General features: G+C 67.6%; 16 protein-coding genes. 8 read left to right on the top strand and 8 right to left on the bottom strand.

All coding sequences use genetic code 11. The annotated features are described in order from the left end of the window. Positions 1-2: 2 nt before the first annotated feature. Positions 3-500 carry a 2-C-methyl-D-erythritol 2,4-cyclodiphosphate synthase gene (gene ispF, locus AC3A35_RS15055; protein ID WP_487436966.1) on the bottom strand — a complete coding sequence of 166 codons (498 nt, stop codon included), beginning with the start codon at positions 498-500 and terminating at the stop codon, positions 3-5. Then, positions 497-1,207 (bottom strand): 2-C-methyl-D-erythritol 4-phosphate cytidylyltransferase, encoded by a 711-nt coding sequence (ispD, locus tag AC3A35_RS15050; RefSeq protein ID WP_487436965.1) that lies wholly within the window; start codon positions 1,205-1,207, stop codon positions 497-499. The genes ispF and ispD overlap by 4 nt, the downstream gene beginning before the upstream one ends. Positions 1,208-1,337: 130 nt before the next feature. On the opposite strand from ispD, the gene AC3A35_RS15045 reads away from it, so the two are divergent. The 8 genes from AC3A35_RS15045 (at position 1,338) to AC3A35_RS15010 (ending at position 11,344) form a co-directional block, all read left to right on the top strand. Further along, the gene (locus AC3A35_RS15045; RefSeq protein ID WP_487436964.1) at positions 1,338-2,603 is read left to right on the top strand and encodes an MgtC/SapB family protein; all 1,266 of its coding nucleotides are present in this window, start codon (positions 1,338-1,340) and stop codon (positions 2,601-2,603) included. A gap of 34 nt (positions 2,604-2,637) precedes the next feature. Then, entirely contained in the window at positions 2,638-3,462 is an 825-nt protein-coding gene (gene amrB, locus AC3A35_RS15040) for an AmmeMemoRadiSam system protein B (protein ID WP_487436963.1), read from the top strand. Beyond that, positions 3,443-4,015, top strand: coding sequence for an AmmeMemoRadiSam system protein A (gene amrA, locus AC3A35_RS15035; protein WP_487436962.1), 573 nt, complete (start codon positions 3,443-3,445; stop codon positions 4,013-4,015). The genes amrB and amrA overlap by 20 nt, the downstream gene beginning before the upstream one ends. Beyond that, complete coding sequence (amrS, locus tag AC3A35_RS15030; protein ID WP_487436961.1) at positions 4,015-5,085, top strand: AmmeMemoRadiSam system radical SAM enzyme; 1,071 nt, start codon at positions 4,015-4,017, stop codon at positions 5,083-5,085. The genes amrA and amrS overlap by 1 nt, the downstream gene beginning before the upstream one ends. Before the next feature lie 71 nt (positions 5,086-5,156). Next, positions 5,157-5,876, top strand: a complete 720-nt coding sequence (locus AC3A35_RS15025; protein ID WP_487436960.1) for a dienelactone hydrolase family protein — start codon at positions 5,157-5,159, stop codon at positions 5,874-5,876. A gap of 116 nt (positions 5,877-5,992) precedes the next feature. Continuing rightward, positions 5,993-9,433, top strand: a complete 3,441-nt coding sequence (gene mfd, locus AC3A35_RS15020; RefSeq protein WP_487436959.1) for a transcription-repair coupling factor — start codon at positions 5,993-5,995, stop codon at positions 9,431-9,433. A gap of 38 nt (positions 9,434-9,471) precedes the next feature. Next, on the top strand, positions 9,472-10,437 hold the full coding sequence (gene corA / locus AC3A35_RS15015; RefSeq protein ID WP_487436958.1) for a magnesium/cobalt transporter CorA: 966 nt from the start codon (positions 9,472-9,474) through the stop codon (positions 10,435-10,437). 88 nt (positions 10,438-10,525) lie between these two features. Then, complete coding sequence (locus AC3A35_RS15010; RefSeq protein ID WP_487436957.1) at positions 10,526-11,344, top strand: class I SAM-dependent methyltransferase; 819 nt, start codon at positions 10,526-10,528, stop codon at positions 11,342-11,344. A 75-nt stretch (positions 11,345-11,419) separates the two neighbouring features. Here AC3A35_RS15010 and AC3A35_RS15005 read toward each other — a convergent pair whose 3' ends face one another. The 6 genes from AC3A35_RS15005 to AC3A35_RS14980 form a co-directional block, all read right to left on the bottom strand. After that, a complete protein-coding gene (locus AC3A35_RS15005) occupies positions 11,420-12,079 on the bottom strand; it encodes a 3-oxoacid CoA-transferase subunit B (RefSeq protein WP_487436956.1) in 660 nt (219 codons plus the stop codon). Between the two features lies 1 nt (position 12,080). Further along, complete coding sequence (gene atoD / locus AC3A35_RS15000; RefSeq protein ID WP_487436955.1) at positions 12,081-12,743, bottom strand: acetate CoA-transferase subunit alpha; 663 nt, start codon at positions 12,741-12,743, stop codon at positions 12,081-12,083. A gap of 113 nt (positions 12,744-12,856) precedes the next feature. Beyond that, a complete protein-coding gene (locus AC3A35_RS14995) occupies positions 12,857-13,870 on the bottom strand; it encodes a YeiH family protein (RefSeq protein WP_487436953.1) in 1,014 nt (337 codons plus the stop codon). 17 nt (positions 13,871-13,887) lie between these two features. Next, positions 13,888-16,344: an efflux RND transporter permease subunit gene (locus tag AC3A35_RS14990; protein ID WP_487436952.1), complete on the bottom strand. Its 2,457-nt coding sequence runs from the start codon at positions 16,342-16,344 to the stop codon at positions 13,888-13,890. A gap of 15 nt (positions 16,345-16,359) precedes the next feature. After that, complete coding sequence (locus tag AC3A35_RS14985) at positions 16,360-17,427, bottom strand: WD40/YVTN/BNR-like repeat-containing protein (RefSeq protein WP_487436951.1); 1,068 nt, start codon at positions 17,425-17,427, stop codon at positions 16,360-16,362. An 87-nt stretch (positions 17,428-17,514) separates the two neighbouring features. Continuing rightward, on the bottom strand, positions 17,515-18,864 hold the full coding sequence (locus tag AC3A35_RS14980; protein WP_487436950.1) for a DUF1329 domain-containing protein: 1,350 nt from the start codon (positions 18,862-18,864) through the stop codon (positions 17,515-17,517). Between the last annotated feature and the right edge of the window lie 11 nt (positions 18,865-18,875).

Genomic DNA, 18,875 nt, shown 5'->3' with positions numbered 1-18,875 from the left:
CCTCAATCCGAACTCGCGCTCCGCGCCAGCAGTACGACCACCTGCGCCGCAATCCCCTCGCCGCGTCCGGTGAAACCCAGCTTCTCGGTGGTCTTGCCCTTGATGTTGACCGCTGCCGGATCCATGTCGAGGTCGGCCGCGATATTGCTCGCCATTGCCGGCGCATGGGGCAGGATCTTCGGCGCCTTGCAGATCACGGTCGCGTCGACGTTGACCACTGCCCAGCCTGCCGCCCTGACCCGGTCGAACGCGATCCGCAGCAGCACCCGGCTGTCGGCGCCGGCATGTTGCGGATCGGTATCGGGAAACAGACGGCCGATGTCCCCCTGCCCTGCCGCGCCGAGCACGGCATCGGTCAGCGCGTGAAGCAGCACGTCGGCATCGGAGTGGCCGAGCAAACCGCGTTCGTGCGGAATCCTCACCCCGCCGACGATCAGCGGCCGGCCCGCCACCAGCGCATGCACATCGAAGCCCTGGCCAATCCGGAACGGGATCGTCATCGGTTCACTCCCTCGCGGTTGTTCAGGATCCACTCGGCAAGGTGCAGATCCAGGGGATAGGTTACCTTCAGATTGGTGGCGTCACCCTCGACCAGGCGGGGCCGCAATCCGGCCGCTTCGACTGCACTCGCTTCGTCGGTGACGTCGTGCGCGCTTTCCAGCGCCCGGCGCAGCATCACATAGCGGAACATCTGCGGCGTCTGCGCCTGCCACAGGCTGTCGCGCGGCACCGTGGCCAGCACATGGCGCTGCTGGTCGGCACGCTTGAGGGTGTCGGCCACCGGCACCGCGAGCAGGCCGCCGACCTCGTCATGGGCGAGTTCGCGGATGAGTCTGTCGATATGCCAGGGCGCCAGACAGGGGCGTGCGGCATCGTGCACCAGCACCCAGTCGGATTGCGCCGCCTCACCCGCGATTGCGCGCAAGCCGGCGAGCACCGAGTCGGCCCGCGTTGCCCCACCGCAGAACAGGGGCACCAGTTTTGAGCCCAGCGCGCTCCAGTCATGTCGCGCCCATTGCGTATCCCCCACCGACAGCACGACGAATACCTTGTCGATCTCGGGCGCGGCGCACAGCGTGGCCAGCGCGTGACGGATCAGCGGTTGGCCGAGCAGCGGCAGGTACTGCTTGGGCAGTTCGGACGCCATGCGGGTACCCGCTCCGGCAGCGGGCACGATGGCGAAATGGCGGGGATGAAAAGTCTGCATGGCGCGGATTCTAACTGCAGTGCGGGATTACGCCACCGCCAGGAATCGACTACAGTAGTACCGCACCCGGCGCCGCTTGCGGCCGCGCCCGCCCGGCCTCGTGAAAACAGCCCACAGAAGGACGACACGCGTGCCCCACACGGTTCCTTTCGATCCGGAACAGATCGAAGCCTTCCTGATTGCAATCGGCATCGGTTTGCTGATCGGGCTGGAGCGTGAGCGTGTGCCCTCGGCCCGCGCCGGTCTGCGCACCTTCGGCCTGGTGGCCATGCTGGGCGCCCTGACCGGGCTGCTTGGCCAGCACCTGCAGAGCGTCGCCCCCTTCGCCGTGGGCATGGCCATCATCGGCGTCATGATCGTCGCCGCCTACCTGCGCCACCCCGACCCGAGCGACCCCGGCACCACCTCGGTCGCCGCGCTGGTGGTGTGCTACTGCCTGGGCGCCGCGGTGTGGCTGGGTTACGCCAGGATCGCGGTGATGCTCGCCGTCGGCACGACCGTGCTGCTGTATTTCAAGGCCGAACTGCGTGGCATCGCAACCCGCCTCGGCCCCCGCGACTGGACTTCGATCCTGCAATTCAGCGTGCTGTCGCTGGTGATCCTGCCCATTCTGCCGAACGAGGAGTTCGGCCCCTACGACGCGCTCAACCCGTACCAGATATGGTGGATGGTGGTGTTGATCTCGGGGGTGAGCCTCGCCGGCTATGCCGCCCTGCAGCTGGTCGGCGCAAAGCCCGGCGCCGCCTTTGTCGGCGTGTTCGGCGGACTCGCGTCGAGCACTGCGACCACCATGGTCTATGCACGCAATGCACGCGAATCGAAGGGATTTGCACCGATGGCCGCGCTCGTCATCCTGCTCGCCAACCTGGTCATGGTGGTCCGCGTTACCGTGATTGCCGCGGTGGTCGCGCCGGGCGCGCTGCGCGCCCTGGCCATCATCGTGACCCCGGCATTGGTATTCGGCGCGCTCGCGCTGGTGTGGAACTGGCGGCGCCTGAGCGACGGGGGTGACGCGATGCTGCCGCAAACCACCAACCCGACCGAGCTGCGCACCGCCCTGGGCTTCGGTGCCCTCTACGCCTTCGTCCTGTTCTGCGCCGCATGGCTGTCCGACTATGCCGGTACCGGTGGCCTGTATGTGCTGGCGGTCGTGTCCGGTTTCACCGATGTCGACGCGATCTCCCTGTCCAGCCTGCGCCTGTTCTCGCTCGGACGCCTCGAAGCCACCCCCGCGGTGATCGCGATCGGTCTGGGCATGGTTGCCAACCTGAGCTTCAAGACCGTCATGGCGGTCGTGATCGGCGGTCGCGCCCTGGGAACCAAGGTGCTCGCAGGCATGGGCGCGGTGGCGTTGGGACTGGTACTCGGAATCGGATGGCACGCACTCGGCCTATAATCAAAGTTGAACGACACTCACCGAGGATCTGTCGATGGCCATTGCCTCTGTACGTCCGGCTGCGGTGGCCGGTCAGTTCTATCCTTCCGATGAACGGGTGCTGCGCACCCAGATCGGTGAGATGCTTGCGGCCGCGGTTCCGCTCGAGGCGGTTCCCGCACCCAAGGCGATCATCGTTCCGCACGCCGGCTACATCTACTCCGGACCGGTTGCCGCAAGCGCTTACACCGCGCTCGCGGGCTTGCGCAGCCAGATTCGCAAGGTCGTGCTGCTCGGCCCCGCGCACCGGGTCGCGGTTGACGGATTCGTACTTCCGGCCGCCCAGGCGTTCGCAACCCCGCTCGGCAAGGTCGCGCTCGACCGTGACCTATGGTTCGCCCTGCAAGGGCGCGCCGATGTCACCGTAGACGATCGTCCCCATGCCTACGAGCACTGTCTCGAGGTGCAGCTGCCCTTCCTGCAGTCCCTGCTCGACAGCTTTACCGTGCTGCCAATCCTGGTCGGCGATGCACCGGCCGCGGCGGTGGCCGAGCTCATCGAGTCGTGCTGGGGCGGGCCGGAGACCCTGATCCTCATCAGTTCGGATCTGTCGCATTACCATCCCTACCATCAGGCGCAATGGCAGGACCGGGCGACCGTGGACCAGATCCTCTCCATGCGTGCCGGCATCGATCACGCCCAGGCCTGCGGCGCCACCCCGGTCAATGGCCTGCTGCAGGCCGCGAGCCGCCACGGTCTGGTGCCACACCTGCTCGACCTGCGCAATTCGGGCGACACCGCCGGTGATCGCACCCGTGTGGTTGGCTACGCCAGCATCGCTTTTTGTGACCCGGTACCCCATGTCAGCCAACAGCACTGAAGACACCGACCTCGGCCCGGTCCTGCTCGCCCGCGCCCGTCAGGCCATTGCCCACCATCTCGGGCTGGCCGAGGCGCCCGCGGACGATTCCCGACTGACGCAACGCGGCGCGACCTTCGTGACGCTTACCCTCGACGGCGACTTGCGCGGCTGTATCGGCAGCGTCCGCCCGCAGCGCGCCCTGGGCGAGGATGTCGCGATCAACGCGGTCGGCGCCGCGAGCCGCGACCCTCGTTTCGCACCGCTCGAGGCCGACGAGTTCGGCAAGGTACGGCTCGAGGTGTCGCTGCTGTCCGCCCCCGAGTTCATCGATTTCAAAACCGAGGACGATCTCCTGCGCCAACTCCGCCCGGGTGAAGACGGGCTGATCCTGTTCGCCGGCTGTCGGACTGCGACCTTCTTGCCGCAGGTATGGGAGAAATTGGCCGACCCGGCCAGCTTCCTCGCCGCGCTCAAGCACAAAGCCGGACTTTCTCCCGAGCGGACAGCCGACGGCCTGATGGCGGCGCGCTATAGCGTACGCAAGTGGCAGGAGCATCCACAGGAGGCGTGATGAACCATCCGGCACGATACTGGCACCGCCTGGACGACGGGCGCATTCAATGCGACCTTTGCCCGCGCTACTGCAAGCTCCATGACGACCAGCGCGGAGCGTGCTTCGTGCGCATGCGCGAAGGTGACGGCATGGTGCTCACCACCTACGGGCGCAGTTCGGGCTTCTGCATCGATCCGATCGAGAAGAAGCCGCTCAATCACTTCTATCCCGGCAGCAGCGTGTTCTCCTTCGGTACCGCCGGCTGCAACCTCGCCTGCAAGTTCTGTCAGAACTGGGACATCTCCAAGTCGCGCGACATGGACCGGCTGATGGACGCCGCGTCACCCGACGAGATCGCCGCCACGGCCGAGGCTCACGGCTGCACCAGCGTGGCCTTCACCTACAACGACCCGGTGATCTTCACCGAGTACGCGATCGATGTCGCCGCCGCCTGCCATGCACGCGGACTCAAGACCGTGGCGGTCACCGCCGGCTACATCACCGAGCTGGCGCGCGGGGATCTGTTCTCCTGCATGGATGCGGCCAATGTCGACCTGAAGGGTTTCACCGATGATTTCTATGTGCGCCTGTGCGGTGCGCATCTGCAGCCGGTGCTCGACACCCTGGTATGGCTGTGCGCTGAAACCGACGTGTGGACCGAACTCACCACCCTGCTGATTCCCGGCCGCAACGACAGCGATGCCGAAGTCATCGCCCTGGCGCGCTGGGTGCGCGACGAACTCGGCGCCGAGGTGCCGCTGCATTTCACCGCTTTCCATCCGGACTTCAAGCTCGACGACGTGCCCGCCACCCCCCTGGCGACCGTGCAGCGCGCACGCCAGCTCGCTCTCGATGCCGGTTTGAAGCATGTCTATACCGGCAACGTGCACGATCCCAAAGGCGGTACCACGTCGTGCGCGGCCTGCGGCGAGCCCCTCATCGTGCGGGACTGGTACGAGATCGGCGAATACCACTTGAACGCGGACGGCACCTGCCCGCACTGCGGCTCCACCCTCGCCGGACGCTTCCGGGCCTTCTCCCCCCCTTTCGGCTCACACCGGGTACCGGTCGCCATTCATCGTCGCTGACCCGCCGGGTCGGGTTGCGGGCAGGTCACCCGCTGTGAGATGCTCGAAGCACTCTTCCAGGTCGATACAACGTGAAGCTTCGCCACTCCCTGATCAGCATCCCTGCCGACGGCATCTGGCTCGACGGCAGTCTGGCACACGCGCCGGACGTTCGCGGGCTTGCCCTCGTCGTCCAGCCGGGAGCAAGCCAGGCGACCCATCAGCGCGAAGCAGAGATCGCGGGGGTGCTCCAGCAGGCCGGATTTGCCACCCTGACCCTGGATCTGCTCACCCGCCACGAGGAGCAGCGCGACCCGGACGCCCGCTTCAATGTCTCCCGACTTACCGACCGGATCCTCGCCGCCGTGGACTGGGTCGATCATCAGCCGCCGTTGGCTGCGCTCCCGATCGGACTCCTCGGATCCGGCACCGCCAGTGCGGCAGTGATCCGGGCGGCGGTGAAGAACCCGGAGCGTTTCGATGCATTGGCCTGCCTTGCCGGACGTCCGGACCTCGCCGGCGCCAGCCCGCTGCGCAGCCTGAAGGTGCCGACCCTGTTCGTCGTGGGTCGCGATGACCCCGGTACGGCGATCATGCGTCAGGCCTTCGAGATGATTTCCGCGCTCCGGGAGTGGCATGCGGCCGGCGGCGCCGAGCCGGAACGTGTCAGCCGTCAGGAACTCGAGGCGAGTACCGCACTCGCTGCGCAGTGGTTCGTGCAGCAGCTGCCGCCGGCGCCGCGGGAAGCGGCCGATGATGCGCTCGCCGACGACCCATCGGCATCCGAATCGCCGCTCCCCGCCGACGACTGACTTTCGCGCCCGCATCCGGGAGCGCCCCCGCGCGCGTCCGATCCCGCCGTCGGCGAGCGTCCCTTCGCCTATAATCAAGCGCTTTACTGCCGTCCGAACGCTTCCGGCGTCACGCCATGTCACGCTCCCTCGACCCGCTGCTTCCTGCCCTTTCCGCGCTCGCCCTGCCCAGGCCCGGTGCCCGCTTCGACCTGCCGGCGCTGAGCGGATCGGCCGATGCGCTTGCGATCGCACAGCTGGCCGGACGCGGCCAGATGCTGACAGTGATCACCGCCAATCCGATCGACGCCCAGCGCCTGCTCGACGAAATCGCCTGGATCGCGCCCGGCCTGCGCCTGCACCTGCTGCCCGACTGGGAAACCCTGCCCTACGACAGTTTCTCGCCCCACCAGGACCTGATCTCCGAACGCCTGTCCACGCTCTACGCCATCACCCGCGGCGAGGCCGACGTGGTGCTGGTGCCGGCGACCACCGCGCTCTACCGCATGGCCCCGCCCGCCTTTCTCGCCGCCTACACCTTCTTCCTCAAGCAGGGCGAGACGCTCGACGTCGAGCAGCTGCGCATGCAGATGGCCGTGGCCGGCTACGCCCACGTCACCCAGGTGGTGAGTCCGGGCGAGTTCTCGGTGCGCGGCGGCCTGGTCGATCTGTTCCCGATGGGCTCGCCCCTGCCCTACCGCATCGATCTGTTCGACGACGAAATCGAGAGCATCAAGACCTTCGACCCCGACACCCAGCGCACCGTCTACCCGACCAAGGAAATCCGTCTGCTGCCGGCGCGCGAGTTTCCGATCGACGACAAGGGCCGCAGCAGCTTCCGCGGCCGTTTCCGCGAAACCTTCGAGGGCGACCCGACCCGCGCCACGATCTACAAGGACGTCTCGAACGGCATCGCGCCGGCCGGCATCGAGTACTACCTGCCGCTGTTCTTCGACGAAACCGCCACGCTGTTCGACTACCTGCCCGCCGCCACCCCGGTGCTGCTGCATCGCGACGTGCCCACCGCGATCGCCGAATTCTGGCGCGACACGCGCTCGCGCTACGACCTGATCAAGGGTGACCGTACCCGGCCGGTGCTGCCGCCGGAACAGCTCTTTCTCGTCGACGAAGCCTTCTTCCTCGCGCTCAAGGACCGCCCGCGGCTGGCCATCGGTGCCGGCGCGCAAGGCGAGCCGATCGCGCTGCCGCTTCCCGATCTCGCCGTCGAGCGCAAGGCCACCGACCCGCTGCACAAGCTCAAGCTCTTCCGCGACAGCTTCGATGGCCGCGTGCTGCTGCTGGCCGACTCGCCCGGCCGGCGCGAAACGATGGCCGAGTATCTGGCCGAGTACGGACTGTCGCCCGAAGCCAGCGCGGATTTCGCCGCCTTCCTCGACACCGGCGAGCGCTTTGCCCTCGGCACCTCGCCGCTCGCCAACGGCTTCATCCTGCCGGCGGCCAAGCTCGCGATCGTCACCGAGGCCGAACTCTACGCCGCCACTGCCCGCACCCGTGCCCGCCGCGACAATCGCAAGGCGGCCACGATGGAGGGCTGGCTGCGAGATCTCTCCGAGCTGAAGGTGGGCGATCCGGTGGTGCACGTGTCGCACGGCATCGGCCGCTACCTCGGCCTGCTCCACATGAACCTCGGCGAGGGCGACACCGAGTTCCTGCATCTCGAGTACAGCAACGGCGACAAGCTCTACGTCCCGGTGTCGCAGCTCCACGTCATCACCCGCTATGCTGGCGCCGACCCGGAAGCGGTGGAACTGCACCGCCTCGGCTCCGGGCAGTGGGAGAAGGCGAAGAAGAAGGCGGCGATGCAGGTGCGCGACACCGCCGCCGAACTGCTCGCCCTGTACGCCCAGCGCGCCGCCCGCCCCGGCCACCGCTTCGAGTTCACCCAGCACGACCTCGATGCCTTTGCCGAGGGCTTCGGCTTCGAGACGACGCCCGACCAGCAGGCCGCGATCGACGCGGTGGTATCCGACATGCGCTCCGGCCGGCCGATGGACCGCCTGGTGTGCGGCGACGTCGGCTTCGGCAAGACCGAGGTCGCGCTGCGCGCGGCCTTCGTCGCGGTGGCCGACGGCAAGCAGGTGGTGGTGCTGTGCCCGACCACGCTGCTCGCCGAACAGCACTACCAGACCTTCGCCGACCGATTTGCCGATTTCCCGATCAAGCTCGCCGAACTGTCGCGCTTCAAGTCGGCCAAGGAGCAGACCGAGGCGCTCAAGCAACTGGGCGAAGGCAAGGTCGACATCATCATCGGCACCCACCGTCTGCTGCAGAAGGATGTGCTGTTCAAGCGCCTCGGGCTGGTGATCATCGACGAGGAACACCGGTTCGGCGTGCGCCAGAAGGAGGCGCTCAAGCAGTTGCGCAGCGAGGTCGACATCCTCACCCTCACCGCGACCCCGATTCCGCGCACCCTGGGGCTGGCGATGGAGGGCCTGCGCGAGTTCTCGGTGATCGCCACCGCGCCGCAGAAGCGCCTCGCGATCAAGACCTTCGTCCAGCGCGCCAGCCGCGGCATCGTCCGCGAGGCGGTGCTGCGCGAGTTCAAGCGTGGCGGCCAGGTGTACTTCCTGCACAACGAGGTCGACACCATCGAGAACATGAAGAACGACCTCACCGAGCTGCTGCCCGAGGCACGCATCGTGGTCGGCCACGGCCAGTTGCCGGAACGCGAACTCGAACGCGTGATGCGCGACTTCACCCAGCAGCGCGCCAACCTGCTGTTGTGCACGACGATCATCGAGACCGGCATCGACATCCCGACCGCCAACACCATCCTGATCAACCGTGCCGACCGCTTCGGCCTCGCCCAGCTGCACCAGCTGCGCGGCCGGGTCGGACGCAGCCATCACCAGGCCTACGCCTACCTGCTGACCCACCCCGACGCCAAGCCCACGCCGCAGGCACAGAAGCGCCTCGAAGCCATCACCATGATGGAAGACCTCGGCTCCGGCTTCTATCTCGCGATGCACGACCTCGAGATCCGCGGCGCGGGCGAGGTACTGGGCGAGAACCAGTCGGGCGAGATCCAGCAGGTCGGCTTCAGCCTGTACACCGAAATGCTCAAGCGTGCGGTCAAGGACCTGCAGGCGGGCAAGGAGCCCGACCTCAGCCAGCCACTGGACGTGATGTCCGAGATCAACCTCCACACCCCGGCGCTGCTCCCGACCGACTACTGCCCCGACGTGCAGGAGCGGCTCACGCTGTACAAACGCCTGGCCAACTGCGAGTCGGACGAGGAACTGCGCGACCTGCAGGAAGAGCTGATCGATCGATTCGGCGAGCTGCCGCCGCAGACCCAGGCCCTGATCGAGACCCACCGTCTGCGCGTGCTGCTCAAGCCCTGGGGGGTGCAGAAGCTCGACGCCTCGGACGCGCAGATCAGCGTCCAGTTCGGCAAGGACGCGCCGATCGACCCGGTCAAGGTGATCTTCCTGATCCAGAAGGATCGCAGCACGAAAATGGCCGGCCCCGACAAGCTCGTCCGGCGTGTGAACCTGCCCGATCTGAAACAGCGGGTGAAGGCGGTGCGCGAACTGCTGGATGCGGTCAAGGCCTGACCCGACAACACTGAAAGCCCGCACGGAGGCGCGACATCATGCTGATCAACTGCATCGCCTACGAGAACGGACACAAGCTGACCGACCTGCCGGTCGAGCAGATCAGCGACTACCTCGCCCGCCCGGACTGCTTCGTCTGGGTGGCACTCAAGGACGCCACGTCGGAAGAATTGGCGCAGATGCAGGACGAGTTTGCGTTGCACGAACTCGCCGTCGAGGACGCCAACCACGGCCACCAGCGCCCCAAGGTCGAGGAGTACGACGACGAGGTGTTCGTGGTGATGCATCTGGTCGAGGAGCAGGACGGCAAGCTCGAAGTCGGCGAAGTGCATGCCTTTGTCGGGCACAACTACATCCTGTCGGTGCGCAATCGCAGCACGCAGGACTTTCTCGGGGTACGCGCGCGTTGCGAGCGCGAGCCGAAGATGCTGGCCAAGGGCTCCGGCTACGTGTTGTATGCGCTGATGGATGCGGTGGTGGATCGGTACTTCCCGCTCATCGACAAGATCGAAACCGACCTCGAAGCCATGGAGGAGCGGATCTTCACCAAAGGCGCCGCGCGCACCAACATCCGCCGCCTGTACCGACTCAAGCGCAAGGTGACGGTGCTCAAGCACGCCGTGATGCCGCTGATGGAAGCGACCGGCAAGCTGCACGGCGAGCGGGTGCCGCTCCTGTTCGCCAACAGCCGGCATTACTTCCGCGATGTCTACGATCACCTGACCCGCCTCAACGCCTCGCTCGACAGCGTGCGCGACACCATCGGCACCGCGATCCAGGTCAACCTGTCGATGGTCACCATCGACCAGACCGAGGTCAGCAAGCGGCTGGCCGCCTGGGCAGGCATCTTCGCCGTCGCCACCGCCTTGGCCGGGATCTGGGGGATGAACTTCACCCACATGCCCGAACTGGAGTGGAAGTACGGCTATCTGTTCGGCCTCGGTGTCATCGCCGCGGCGAGCGGGCTGCTCTACTGGCAGTTCAAGAAGGCGCGCTGGCTGTAGCGGCGATGGGCAGACCCCGCCCGCGGTTTCCGGCGCCCGCGCCCGGTGGCAGGTAGAATGAGCGCCCGTTCCGCACGACGCACCGCTCATGTCCGCTCCCGAAATCCGTCCCGAACAATCCGTCGAGCTGCTCAAGGCGCTGCACATCCTGACCCGCGACGGCAAGCTCAACCAGGACAGCCGGCGCAAGCTCAAGCAGGTCTACCACCTGTACAACTTCATCGAGCCGCTGCTCGCGGAGCGCTTCGCGGCTTCGTCCGACCCGGTGCTGGTCGACCACGGGGCGGGCAAGTCCTATCTCGGCTTCATCCTCTACGACCTGTTCCTGAAGTCGCGCGCGGCGGGCAAGGTGTTCGGCATCGAGACCCGCGCCGAGCTGGTGAAATCCTCGCGTTCGCTGGCGGACAAGCTCGGTTTCGGGCGGATGCGCTTCCACGACCTGTCGGTCGAGGCCTCGATCACCTCGGACGTCCTGCCCGAGCGGGTCGATATCGTCACCGCACTGCACGCCTGCGACACCGCCACCGATGACGCGATCCGCTTCGCCCTGCACAAGCATGCCCAGTTCATCGTGCTGGTCCCATGCTGCCAGGCGGAAGTCGCCACGGTGCTGCGCCAGCACAAGGCGGAGTCGCTGTCGCGCACCCCGCTGGCGGAGATCTGGCGCCATCCGATCCACACCCGCGAATTCGGCAGCCAGCTCACCAATGTGCTGCGCTGCCTGCTGCTGGAGTCGCACGGCTACAGCCTGACCGTGACCGAACTGGTGGGCTGGGAGCACTCGATGAAGAACGAACTGATCATCGCCCGGCGCACGGATGCGCCGCGCGGCAATGCGCAGGCGCGACTCGAGGCAATCCTGGAACAGCTCAACCTCGGCGCGCTCGCCCACCGCTTCGTCTACTGACCGCATCCTCGCGTTGCACCGGGTCGGCGCGGGCGAGAACGGTCGGTAAGGTCCCACGGCAAGCGGGCCGGGCGCTCAGGCGCCGAGGCCCAGATTCATCACTTTCAAATCGTCGACGACCGCGAAGCGGGCCTGCGTTCTGGTGCGGATGTCGCCCAGCGAAACCCCCGGCGCATGTTCGACGAGCACACACTCGCCCTGGGTGATGCGGAACACCGCGAGCTCGGTGACGACCATCGCGACCCGCCCCTTCGCGGTCAGCGGCAGCGTGCAGCGATCGAGGATGCGCGGCTCGCCTTCCCGGGTGCAGTGCTCCATCGCGACGATCACCTTGCGTGCGCCGGTAACGAGATCCATCGCGCCGCCCATGCCCGGCACCATCCTCCCGGGGACCATCCAGTTCGCCAGATTGCCCGCCTCGTCGACCTGCAGCCCGCCCAGCACGGTGACATCCACATGGCCGCCCCGTATCAGCGCGAACGAGGTCGCGCTGTCGAACATCGCCGCGCCGGGCATCAGGCCGCAGGGCTGGCCCCCGGCATCGACGACCCCGTGCAGGGGCTCGCCGTCGAGCGGCGCGAGGCCGAGAAAGCCGTTCTCGGATTGCAGCGTGATGTACATCCCCGCCGGCAGGTAGCGCGGCACGAGGGTGGGCAGGCCGATCCCCAGATTGACGACGTAGCCTTCGTGAAACTCCTGGGCGACGCGCCGTGCGATCACTTCCTTTGCCTGCATCTCACTGCCTCCTTGCCAGCACGACCTTGTCCACCAGCGCCGCCGGGGTCATCACCTGGTCGGGGTCGATTGCGCCGACGTCCACGACCTCGTCGACCTCGGCGATCACCAGGTCGGCGGCAAAGGCCATGATCGGGTTGAAGTTCCGCGCCGCCCGCTCGTAGACCAGATTGCCCGCGCGGTCGGCGCACTTCGCTTTCAGGATCGCGACCTCGGCGCGCAGCGGCAGCTCGAGGAGGTAGGCCTTGCCGTCGACGACCATCCGGGTCTTGCCCTCCTCGACCACGGTGCCGACGCCGGTCGGCGTCAGCACGCCGCCGAGCCCTGCCCCACCGCAGCGGATGCGCTCCGCGAGCGTGCCCTGCGGGACGAGTTCGACCTCCAGCTCGCCGGCGATCATCTGCCTGCCGGTGACCGGGTTGGTGCCGATGTGCGACACCACGACCCGCTTCACCTGTCCGCCGGAGATCAGCGGTCCGATGCCCGTCTCCGGCGCCGCGGTGTCGTTGCCGATCAGGGTCAGGTCCTTCGTACCCTGCGCGCGCAACAGCGCCACAATGCCGTCGGGTGTTCCGACGCCCAGGAAGCCCCCGAACATCACGCTGACGCCGTCATGAAAGTGCTGCCCCAGGTCGGACCACTCCACCTGCTTGTCCACAGCCATCTGCCTGTTCCTCTCGAGTGCCGACGGCCGTGTCCCTTCCGGCTCGCTTCGCGGCCGCGGAACCGTCGCCGTCGGCGTGGTTGTGTGTCTGGCGTCGCGTCGCGCGACCCCGCTCAGCGCAACAGCAGCAGACCGCCCATGATCAGCACGGCGAGAAACACGGTGTTCGCCGCGAGCATCGCCACCGGCCGCCAGCCCAGCGCGGCCAGCTGCTGGAACGAGGTCTTCACCCCCAGCGCCGCGATCGCCACCACCAGGCACCAGCGCGACAGGCCGGAAGCGGCCTGGGTCACCGGCTGCGGGATCAGGCCGAGGCTGTTGATGACGACCAGCACCGCGAAGCCGACCAGGAAGCCCGGCAGCACCGGCGGTTTTTTGCCCGCCGGCGCGCCATTGCGGAACAGCACCGCCACCACCGCCACCACCGGCAGCAGCATCGCCACGCGGAAGAGCTTCACGAAGATCGCGCCATCCCCGACCTCGGGCGAAATGATGTAGCCCGCCGCAACGACCTGGGCGACGTCGTGGATCGTGCCACCCAGGAACACCGCCGCTGCGTTGGGGTCAAGCCCGAAGGCCTTCACCAGGGTCGGATACACGACCATCGCCACGGTCGACAGCGCCGTCACCCCGACCACCGTGAACAGGGTGAAGCGCTGATTCTCTTCGTTGCGCGGCAGCACCGCCGAGATCGCCAGCGCGGCGGAGGCGCCGCAGATCGCCACCGCCCCGCCGGTGAGCACCCCTTCGGTGCCCGGCCGGCCCAGCAGCCGCCCCAGCAGCGCGCCGAACAGGATGGTCGCGACCACCCCGCCCGCGACCATCGCGAGCGACTCGGCGCCCAGGCCCACGAGCTGCTCCGCGGTGATCCGCGCCCCGAGCAGGGCCACACCGAAGCGCAGCACCTGGCGTGACGCGAACTCGATGCCGGCGTGGATCTTCTCGCCGTTGGCGGCAAAGTTGAACGCCATGCCGAAGAACAGCGCATAGAGGAGCTGCGGCCCACCCTGATGCTCGGCGACGAAGCTCGCCGCCAGCGCGATCGTGATCGCGGTCAATACCCCGGGCCACAGCCGCGACCAGGCTGCCAGATCCAGCAGCGCCAGGGCACGCATTTGAACGTTCATCGATTTGTCCCCCGTCGTCAGCGTGCCGCCAGACCGAGCACCGGCGCCGCGCCGACGCGCCGCGCACGCGCCGGGCCCTGCAACAGGAAGTGCGACAGCGCCGGGATCAGGATCAACGCGCCGACCATGTTCCACACGAACATGAAGGTCAGCAGGATGCCCATGTCGGCCTGGAACTTGATCGGTGACCAGATCCAGGTGACCACCCCCGCAGCGAGCGTCACCCCCACCAGCGCGACCACCTTGCCGGTGAATTGCACCGAGCGGCGGTGCGCTTCGGCGAGCGGCGCCCCGGCGCGCTGCAGCGCGAGCTGGATGCTCAACAGATAGAGCGCGTAATCGACGCCGATGCCCACGCCCAGCGCGATCACCGGCAGAGTGCCGACCTTCACCCCGATCCCCAGCACCACCATCAGCGCCTCGCACAGGATCGAAGTCACCACCAGCGGCACCACCGCCACGATCACCGCGCGCCAGCTGCGGAAGGTGATGAAGCACAGCATGATCACCGCGCCATAGACGTAGAACAGCATCGTCCGGTTGGCTTCGCGCACGACGATGTTGGTCGCCGCCTCGATGCCGGCGCTGCCGGCCGCGAGCAGGAATTCGCGTTCGGGCGTGCTGTGCGTCGCGGCAAAATTCGCCGCGGTCGCGACCACGCGGTCCAGGGTCTCGGCCCGGTGATCGGAGAGGTAGGCGATCACCGGCATCACCGAGCAGTCGCTGTTGAACAGGTCCGGGTTGTTCACCGAGGCCTGCTGCGCGCCGTAGTTGAGCACGTCCTGGTTGCGCGCGAGTGTCACCCATTTGGGGTTGCCCTCGTAGGAACCGGTAGTGATCTGGCGTACCGCATCGCCGAGGAAGACCGTTGTCTGCACCCCGGGCAGCTGGCGCAGCTGCCAGGCGAGGCGGTCGGCCTCGACCAGGGTGTCGTATTTCAGGCAGCCCTCGGCGGCCGTCTTCACGATGACGGCGAACTGATCGGACGACAGCGAGTAGTGGGCGGTGATGTAGGCGTTGTCGCGGTTGTAGCGCGAATCCGCACGCAGCTCCGGCGCGCCGGGCTCGAGGTCGCCGATCTTGAGCTGCAGGCTGACGACGAAGCCCGCCACGGTCAGCACCGCGGCGACCGCGATCGCGCCGATCGCCCAGCGCCGCTCGGTGAAGCGCTCGAGCCAGCGCCACAGCCCCGCCCCGCCTTGCGTCCCGGTTTCCGCGACCAGGCTGCGCCGTGCCGCGGCGTCGCTGACGCCGGTATAGGACAGCAGCACCGGCAGCAGGATCAGGTTGGTGAAGATCAGCACGGCGACGCCGATGCTCGCCGCCAGCGCGAGCGCCTGGATCACCGGGATGTCGATCACCATCAGCACCGCGAAGCCCACCGCGTCGGCGACCAGTGCGGTCATGCCGGCGAGGAAAAGGCGACGGAAGGTGAAGCGCGCCGCCACCAGCCGGTGCGTGCCACGGCCGATGTCCTGCACGATGCCGTTCATCTTCTGCGCGCCGTGCGAGACGCCGATCGCGAAGATCAGGAAGGGCACGAGGATCGAGAACGGATCGAGCTCGAAACCGAGCGCCGCGATCAGCCCCATCTGCCACACCACCGCGATCACCGAGCACGCCACCACCAGCGCGGTGCTCCGCAGGCAACGGGTGTAGAAGAAGATCACCACGATCGCGATCAGCGCGGCGATCGCGAAGTAGGTCATCACCTGGCTCACGCCGTCGATCAGGTCGCCGACGAGCTTGGCGAAGCCGATGATGTGGATGCGAATCGCGGGGCCGCCCTCGCCGGCCGCGCGCTCGAACTTCGCGCGGATGTCCTCCTCCAGCGTGCGCGACAGCGCCCGGTAGTCGATCGGCGCGCCGGTGGCCGGATCCTTGTCGAGCAGCGGCACGAAGACCATGCTCGACTTGAAGTCGTTGCCGACGAAGCGCCCGACGCTCCCCGAGCGCGCGATGTTCACGCGCAGTTGTTCGGTCGCCGCCGGCGAACCGTCGTAGGAATCCGGCATCACCGGACCGCCCTTGAAGCCTTCCTCGGTGACTTCGGTCCACCGTACCGAGGGCGTCCACAAGGATTTCACCCACGCACGGTCGACCCCGGGGGTCAGGATCAGCTCGTCGTTGATCTTCTTCAGCGTCTCCTGGTAGGCGGGGTCGAAGATGTCGCCGTCGGACGTCGACACCACCACACGCAGCGCGTTGCCCAGGCCGCGCAGTTCCTGCCGGTTCTCCAGGTAGTTCTGGATGTAGGGCTGGCTTTGCGGCAGCATGCTCTCGAAGCTGGCATTGAGTTGCAGCTTCATCACCGCCACCACGGCCAGCATCACCGTGACCACGGCGCAGATCGCCACCACCGCAAAGCGGTGATTGAAGATCAGGCGTTCGAGGCGGTTGCCCGAGTGCTGATCGAAGTCGGAGAGCGAGCTCACCACCGGGGTCTGGTCTTGCGTATCGAATGCGACGGCCATTGCGTCGGTCTCCTGTTAACGCAGCGGCTGGACGCGCACGCCGCGCGCCCCCGCCACCACCACCGCATCGGCGCCCAGCGCCTGCACTGCCGAAGCCGGCGTCGCCTGCTCGAGGGCGAGCGGAGAAAAGCGTGCGCCACCGTCCGTGCTCACGAGCACGCGCCCGGACTGGCTGGCAAGAATCACCGTCTGTTCGCCGACCACCACCCCGGCGGTCAGCCCGTCCTGCAGGCCGGTGTCGATCCGCTCCCAGTTCGCACCGCGGTCGGTGCTGCGAAAGGCATTGCCGCGCAGGCCGAAGACGATCACCGCGTTGCCGCCGCCGGTGAGCCCGAAGTAGCTGCCCTTGTACGGCGTGGGCACCATCACGAAGCGCCCCGCCGCCGCATCGAGGCGCAGTACCAGGCCCTGCTCGCCGGTCACATACACCTCGCCGCCCGCCGGGCGGATCGCGTACAGGTGCAGGCCCTGCGGATTCTCGGTGCGATCGAGCCACGGCTCCCAGCTCTTGCCGCCGTCGGTGGTACGCAGGATCAGGTTGAAGGCGCCGACGACGAAGCCCGTCGTTTCGTCCGCGAACCACACGTCGAGGAAGGGGTTCTCGGCGCCCTGCGCGGCAAAGCGCTCGGCTTCCGCGACCCATTTCGCCGCTTCCTCGCCGCCACCGGCCGTGGCCACCTGCGCCGCGTAGTACGCGAGCATCAGCTCGCCCACGGCGTGGCCATCGAGCTGCCGCGTCCACGTCGCGCCGCCGTCGGCACTGTGCAGCACCACGCCGTCGTGGCCCACCGCCCAGCCCTTGTGCCGCGTCGCAAAGCTCACCGCGACCAGGTCCGAGCTCACCGGCACCCTGGCCTGGCGCCAGCTCCCGCCCTGGTCGTCGGAGTACACGACATGGCCGCGTTGTCCCACGCCGACCACGCGCGCGCCCGCCAGCGCCAGCCCGTTGATGAGGCCCTTCGCGGCCAGCTCGCTGGCCACTGCGGGGGTCTCGAGTACATCCTGGAAGCCCCCGGCGGGGGCTGCTGCGGGCGCCAGCAGCGCGAGCGCCGCCAGTGCTGCCGCAATTCGGTGCACGTTCATTGCAATTCCTCTGTTGGGGCCGGGTGGCCCGGTGCGGCACTGCTGCCCCGCCACACCGGGGCCCGGGGGAGGAGATCCGGTGTGTTCTCAGCGGATGCCGGCGCCGGCCAGCGCGTCGGGCGACCACTCGCGCTCGCCGAGCGGCGTGGTCTGGCGCATGCCGCCGGTCTCGGCGGCGAAGCCGGTCAGCGAGTAGATGCCGGCAACGAGGTCGTAGTGGCCGAACATGTCGGTGTAGGGTGCCGGCAGGTCGTAGCTCGGGGCCATGTAGGCGAAGCCGGCACGGTAGAGCTGGCCGCGGGCGTCGTACTGGTCGGAGGCGAGCGCCGCCCACGAATCCTCGTCGAGGTAGAACACGCGCTTGCTATACACATGGCGCTTGCCCTCGCGCAGCGTCGCCTCCACCACCCACACCCGGTGAAGCTCCCAGCGCACCAGGTCCGGGTTCAGGTGATTGGGCTTCAGAAGCTCGTCCTGCTTGGCCTGATACACCGCGGTGTAGGCGTTATAGGGCACGTACATCTCCTTCTTGCCGACCAGCTTGAAGTCGAAGCGGTCCATCGAGCCGATGAAGATGAAGATGTCGTCGAAGGTGTTGCCGCCGGCGGTGCCCGGGTTGGGCGTGTCGTGCGACAGGTCGGGCGCGACCTTCACCCGGCGCTGTCCCGGCAGGTAGGTCCAGGCGCGGCGGTCCTTGGTGCCGATGTCGAGCGGATCGACGATCAGCAGCGCCTCGCCCGCACGGCGCGCCGGGCCGGTGTAGGTGTTCTTGATCCGCCAGTAGGTCTCGGCCGAGGTCTTGCTCGCGTCCCAGAACGGAAACTCCTGCACGTTCTTGCCTTCGGTGGCGAGCGTGGTGCGACCGCTGGCATCGACGTTGAGGTTGCGGTACTTCACCTCGTAGGCCTGGCCGTTGTAGCGCACCAGGTGGTTCCACATCGCCTCGTAGCCGGTCTTCGGGATCGGGAACGGGAAGCCGGCGTGCGCGCCTTCGATCGAGCGCCCGTCATTGTTGGTCTTGGCCAGCGTCGCGGTCTTCAGGGTGTTGTCGGCGACGAACTGCGGAAAGGCGACGCTGCGATGGGTCGGATACACGTCGACGCGGAAGCTCGGATACTTCTGCAGCAGCGCCCTGGTTCCCTCGGTCAGCTTGTCGGCATGCTGGGCGAGGTTCTTGCCGTCGATCACGAGGCGCGGCTTCTCCTCCGCGTAGGGGTTGGGACGGATGCCGTCGCCCGCCTTGAACCCGGCCGGCGGCGTGGTCAGCCCGCCCTTGTACTCGGGAATGGTGCCATCCTTGTTGGCGGCCTTCTCCGCGCCGATCGCGGTCAGGGTGGTGCCGAGCGCCTTTGCCTCGTCGGCCGTGACGGCGGCACCGGCGGTGCCGCTCAGGGCGAGCGCGAGCGCCGCCGGGAGCAATGATGTGGTGATTTTCATGGGGTCCTCCT

The organism is Azoarcus sp. Soil_N_20, assembly GCF_057656155.1.
The sequence above is the reverse complement of the archived record's forward strand: the minus strand, read 5'-3'. Positions and strand labels throughout refer to the sequence as shown.

What these genes read in the sequence shown, in the direction of transcription:
- ispF (WP_487436966.1), bottom strand. Translation starts at nt 500, where the DNA reads ATGACGATCCCGTTCCGGATTGGCCAGGGCTTCGATGTGCATGCGCTG.
- ispD (WP_487436965.1), bottom strand. Translation starts at nt 1,207, where the DNA reads ATGCAGACTTTTCATCCCCGCCATTTCGCCATCGTGCCCGCTGCCGGA.
- amrB (WP_487436963.1), top strand. Translation starts at nt 2,638, where the DNA reads ATGGCCATTGCCTCTGTACGTCCGGCTGCGGTGGCCGGTCAGTTCTAT.
- amrA (WP_487436962.1), top strand. Translation starts at nt 3,443, where the DNA reads ATGTCAGCCAACAGCACTGAAGACACCGACCTCGGCCCGGTCCTGCTC.
- amrS (WP_487436961.1), top strand. Translation starts at nt 4,015, where the DNA reads ATGAACCATCCGGCACGATACTGGCACCGCCTGGACGACGGGCGCATT.
- mfd (WP_487436959.1), top strand. Translation starts at nt 5,993, where the DNA reads ATGTCACGCTCCCTCGACCCGCTGCTTCCTGCCCTTTCCGCGCTCGCC.
- corA (WP_487436958.1), top strand. Translation starts at nt 9,472, where the DNA reads ATGCTGATCAACTGCATCGCCTACGAGAACGGACACAAGCTGACCGAC.
- AC3A35_RS15010 (WP_487436957.1), top strand. Translation starts at nt 10,526, where the DNA reads ATGTCCGCTCCCGAAATCCGTCCCGAACAATCCGTCGAGCTGCTCAAG.
- AC3A35_RS15005 (WP_487436956.1), bottom strand. Translation starts at nt 12,079, where the DNA reads ATGCAGGCAAAGGAAGTGATCGCACGGCGCGTCGCCCAGGAGTTTCAC.
- atoD (WP_487436955.1), bottom strand. Translation starts at nt 12,743, where the DNA reads ATGGCTGTGGACAAGCAGGTGGAGTGGTCCGACCTGGGGCAGCACTTT.
- AC3A35_RS14995 (WP_487436953.1), bottom strand. Translation starts at nt 13,870, where the DNA reads ATGAACGTTCAAATGCGTGCCCTGGCGCTGCTGGATCTGGCAGCCTGG.
- AC3A35_RS14990 (WP_487436952.1), bottom strand. Translation starts at nt 16,344, where the DNA reads ATGGCCGTCGCATTCGATACGCAAGACCAGACCCCGGTGGTGAGCTCG.
- AC3A35_RS14985 (WP_487436951.1), bottom strand. Translation starts at nt 17,427, where the DNA reads ATGAACGTGCACCGAATTGCGGCAGCACTGGCGGCGCTCGCGCTGCTG.
- AC3A35_RS14980 (WP_487436950.1), bottom strand. Translation starts at nt 18,864, where the DNA reads ATGAAAATCACCACATCATTGCTCCCGGCGGCGCTCGCGCTCGCCCTG.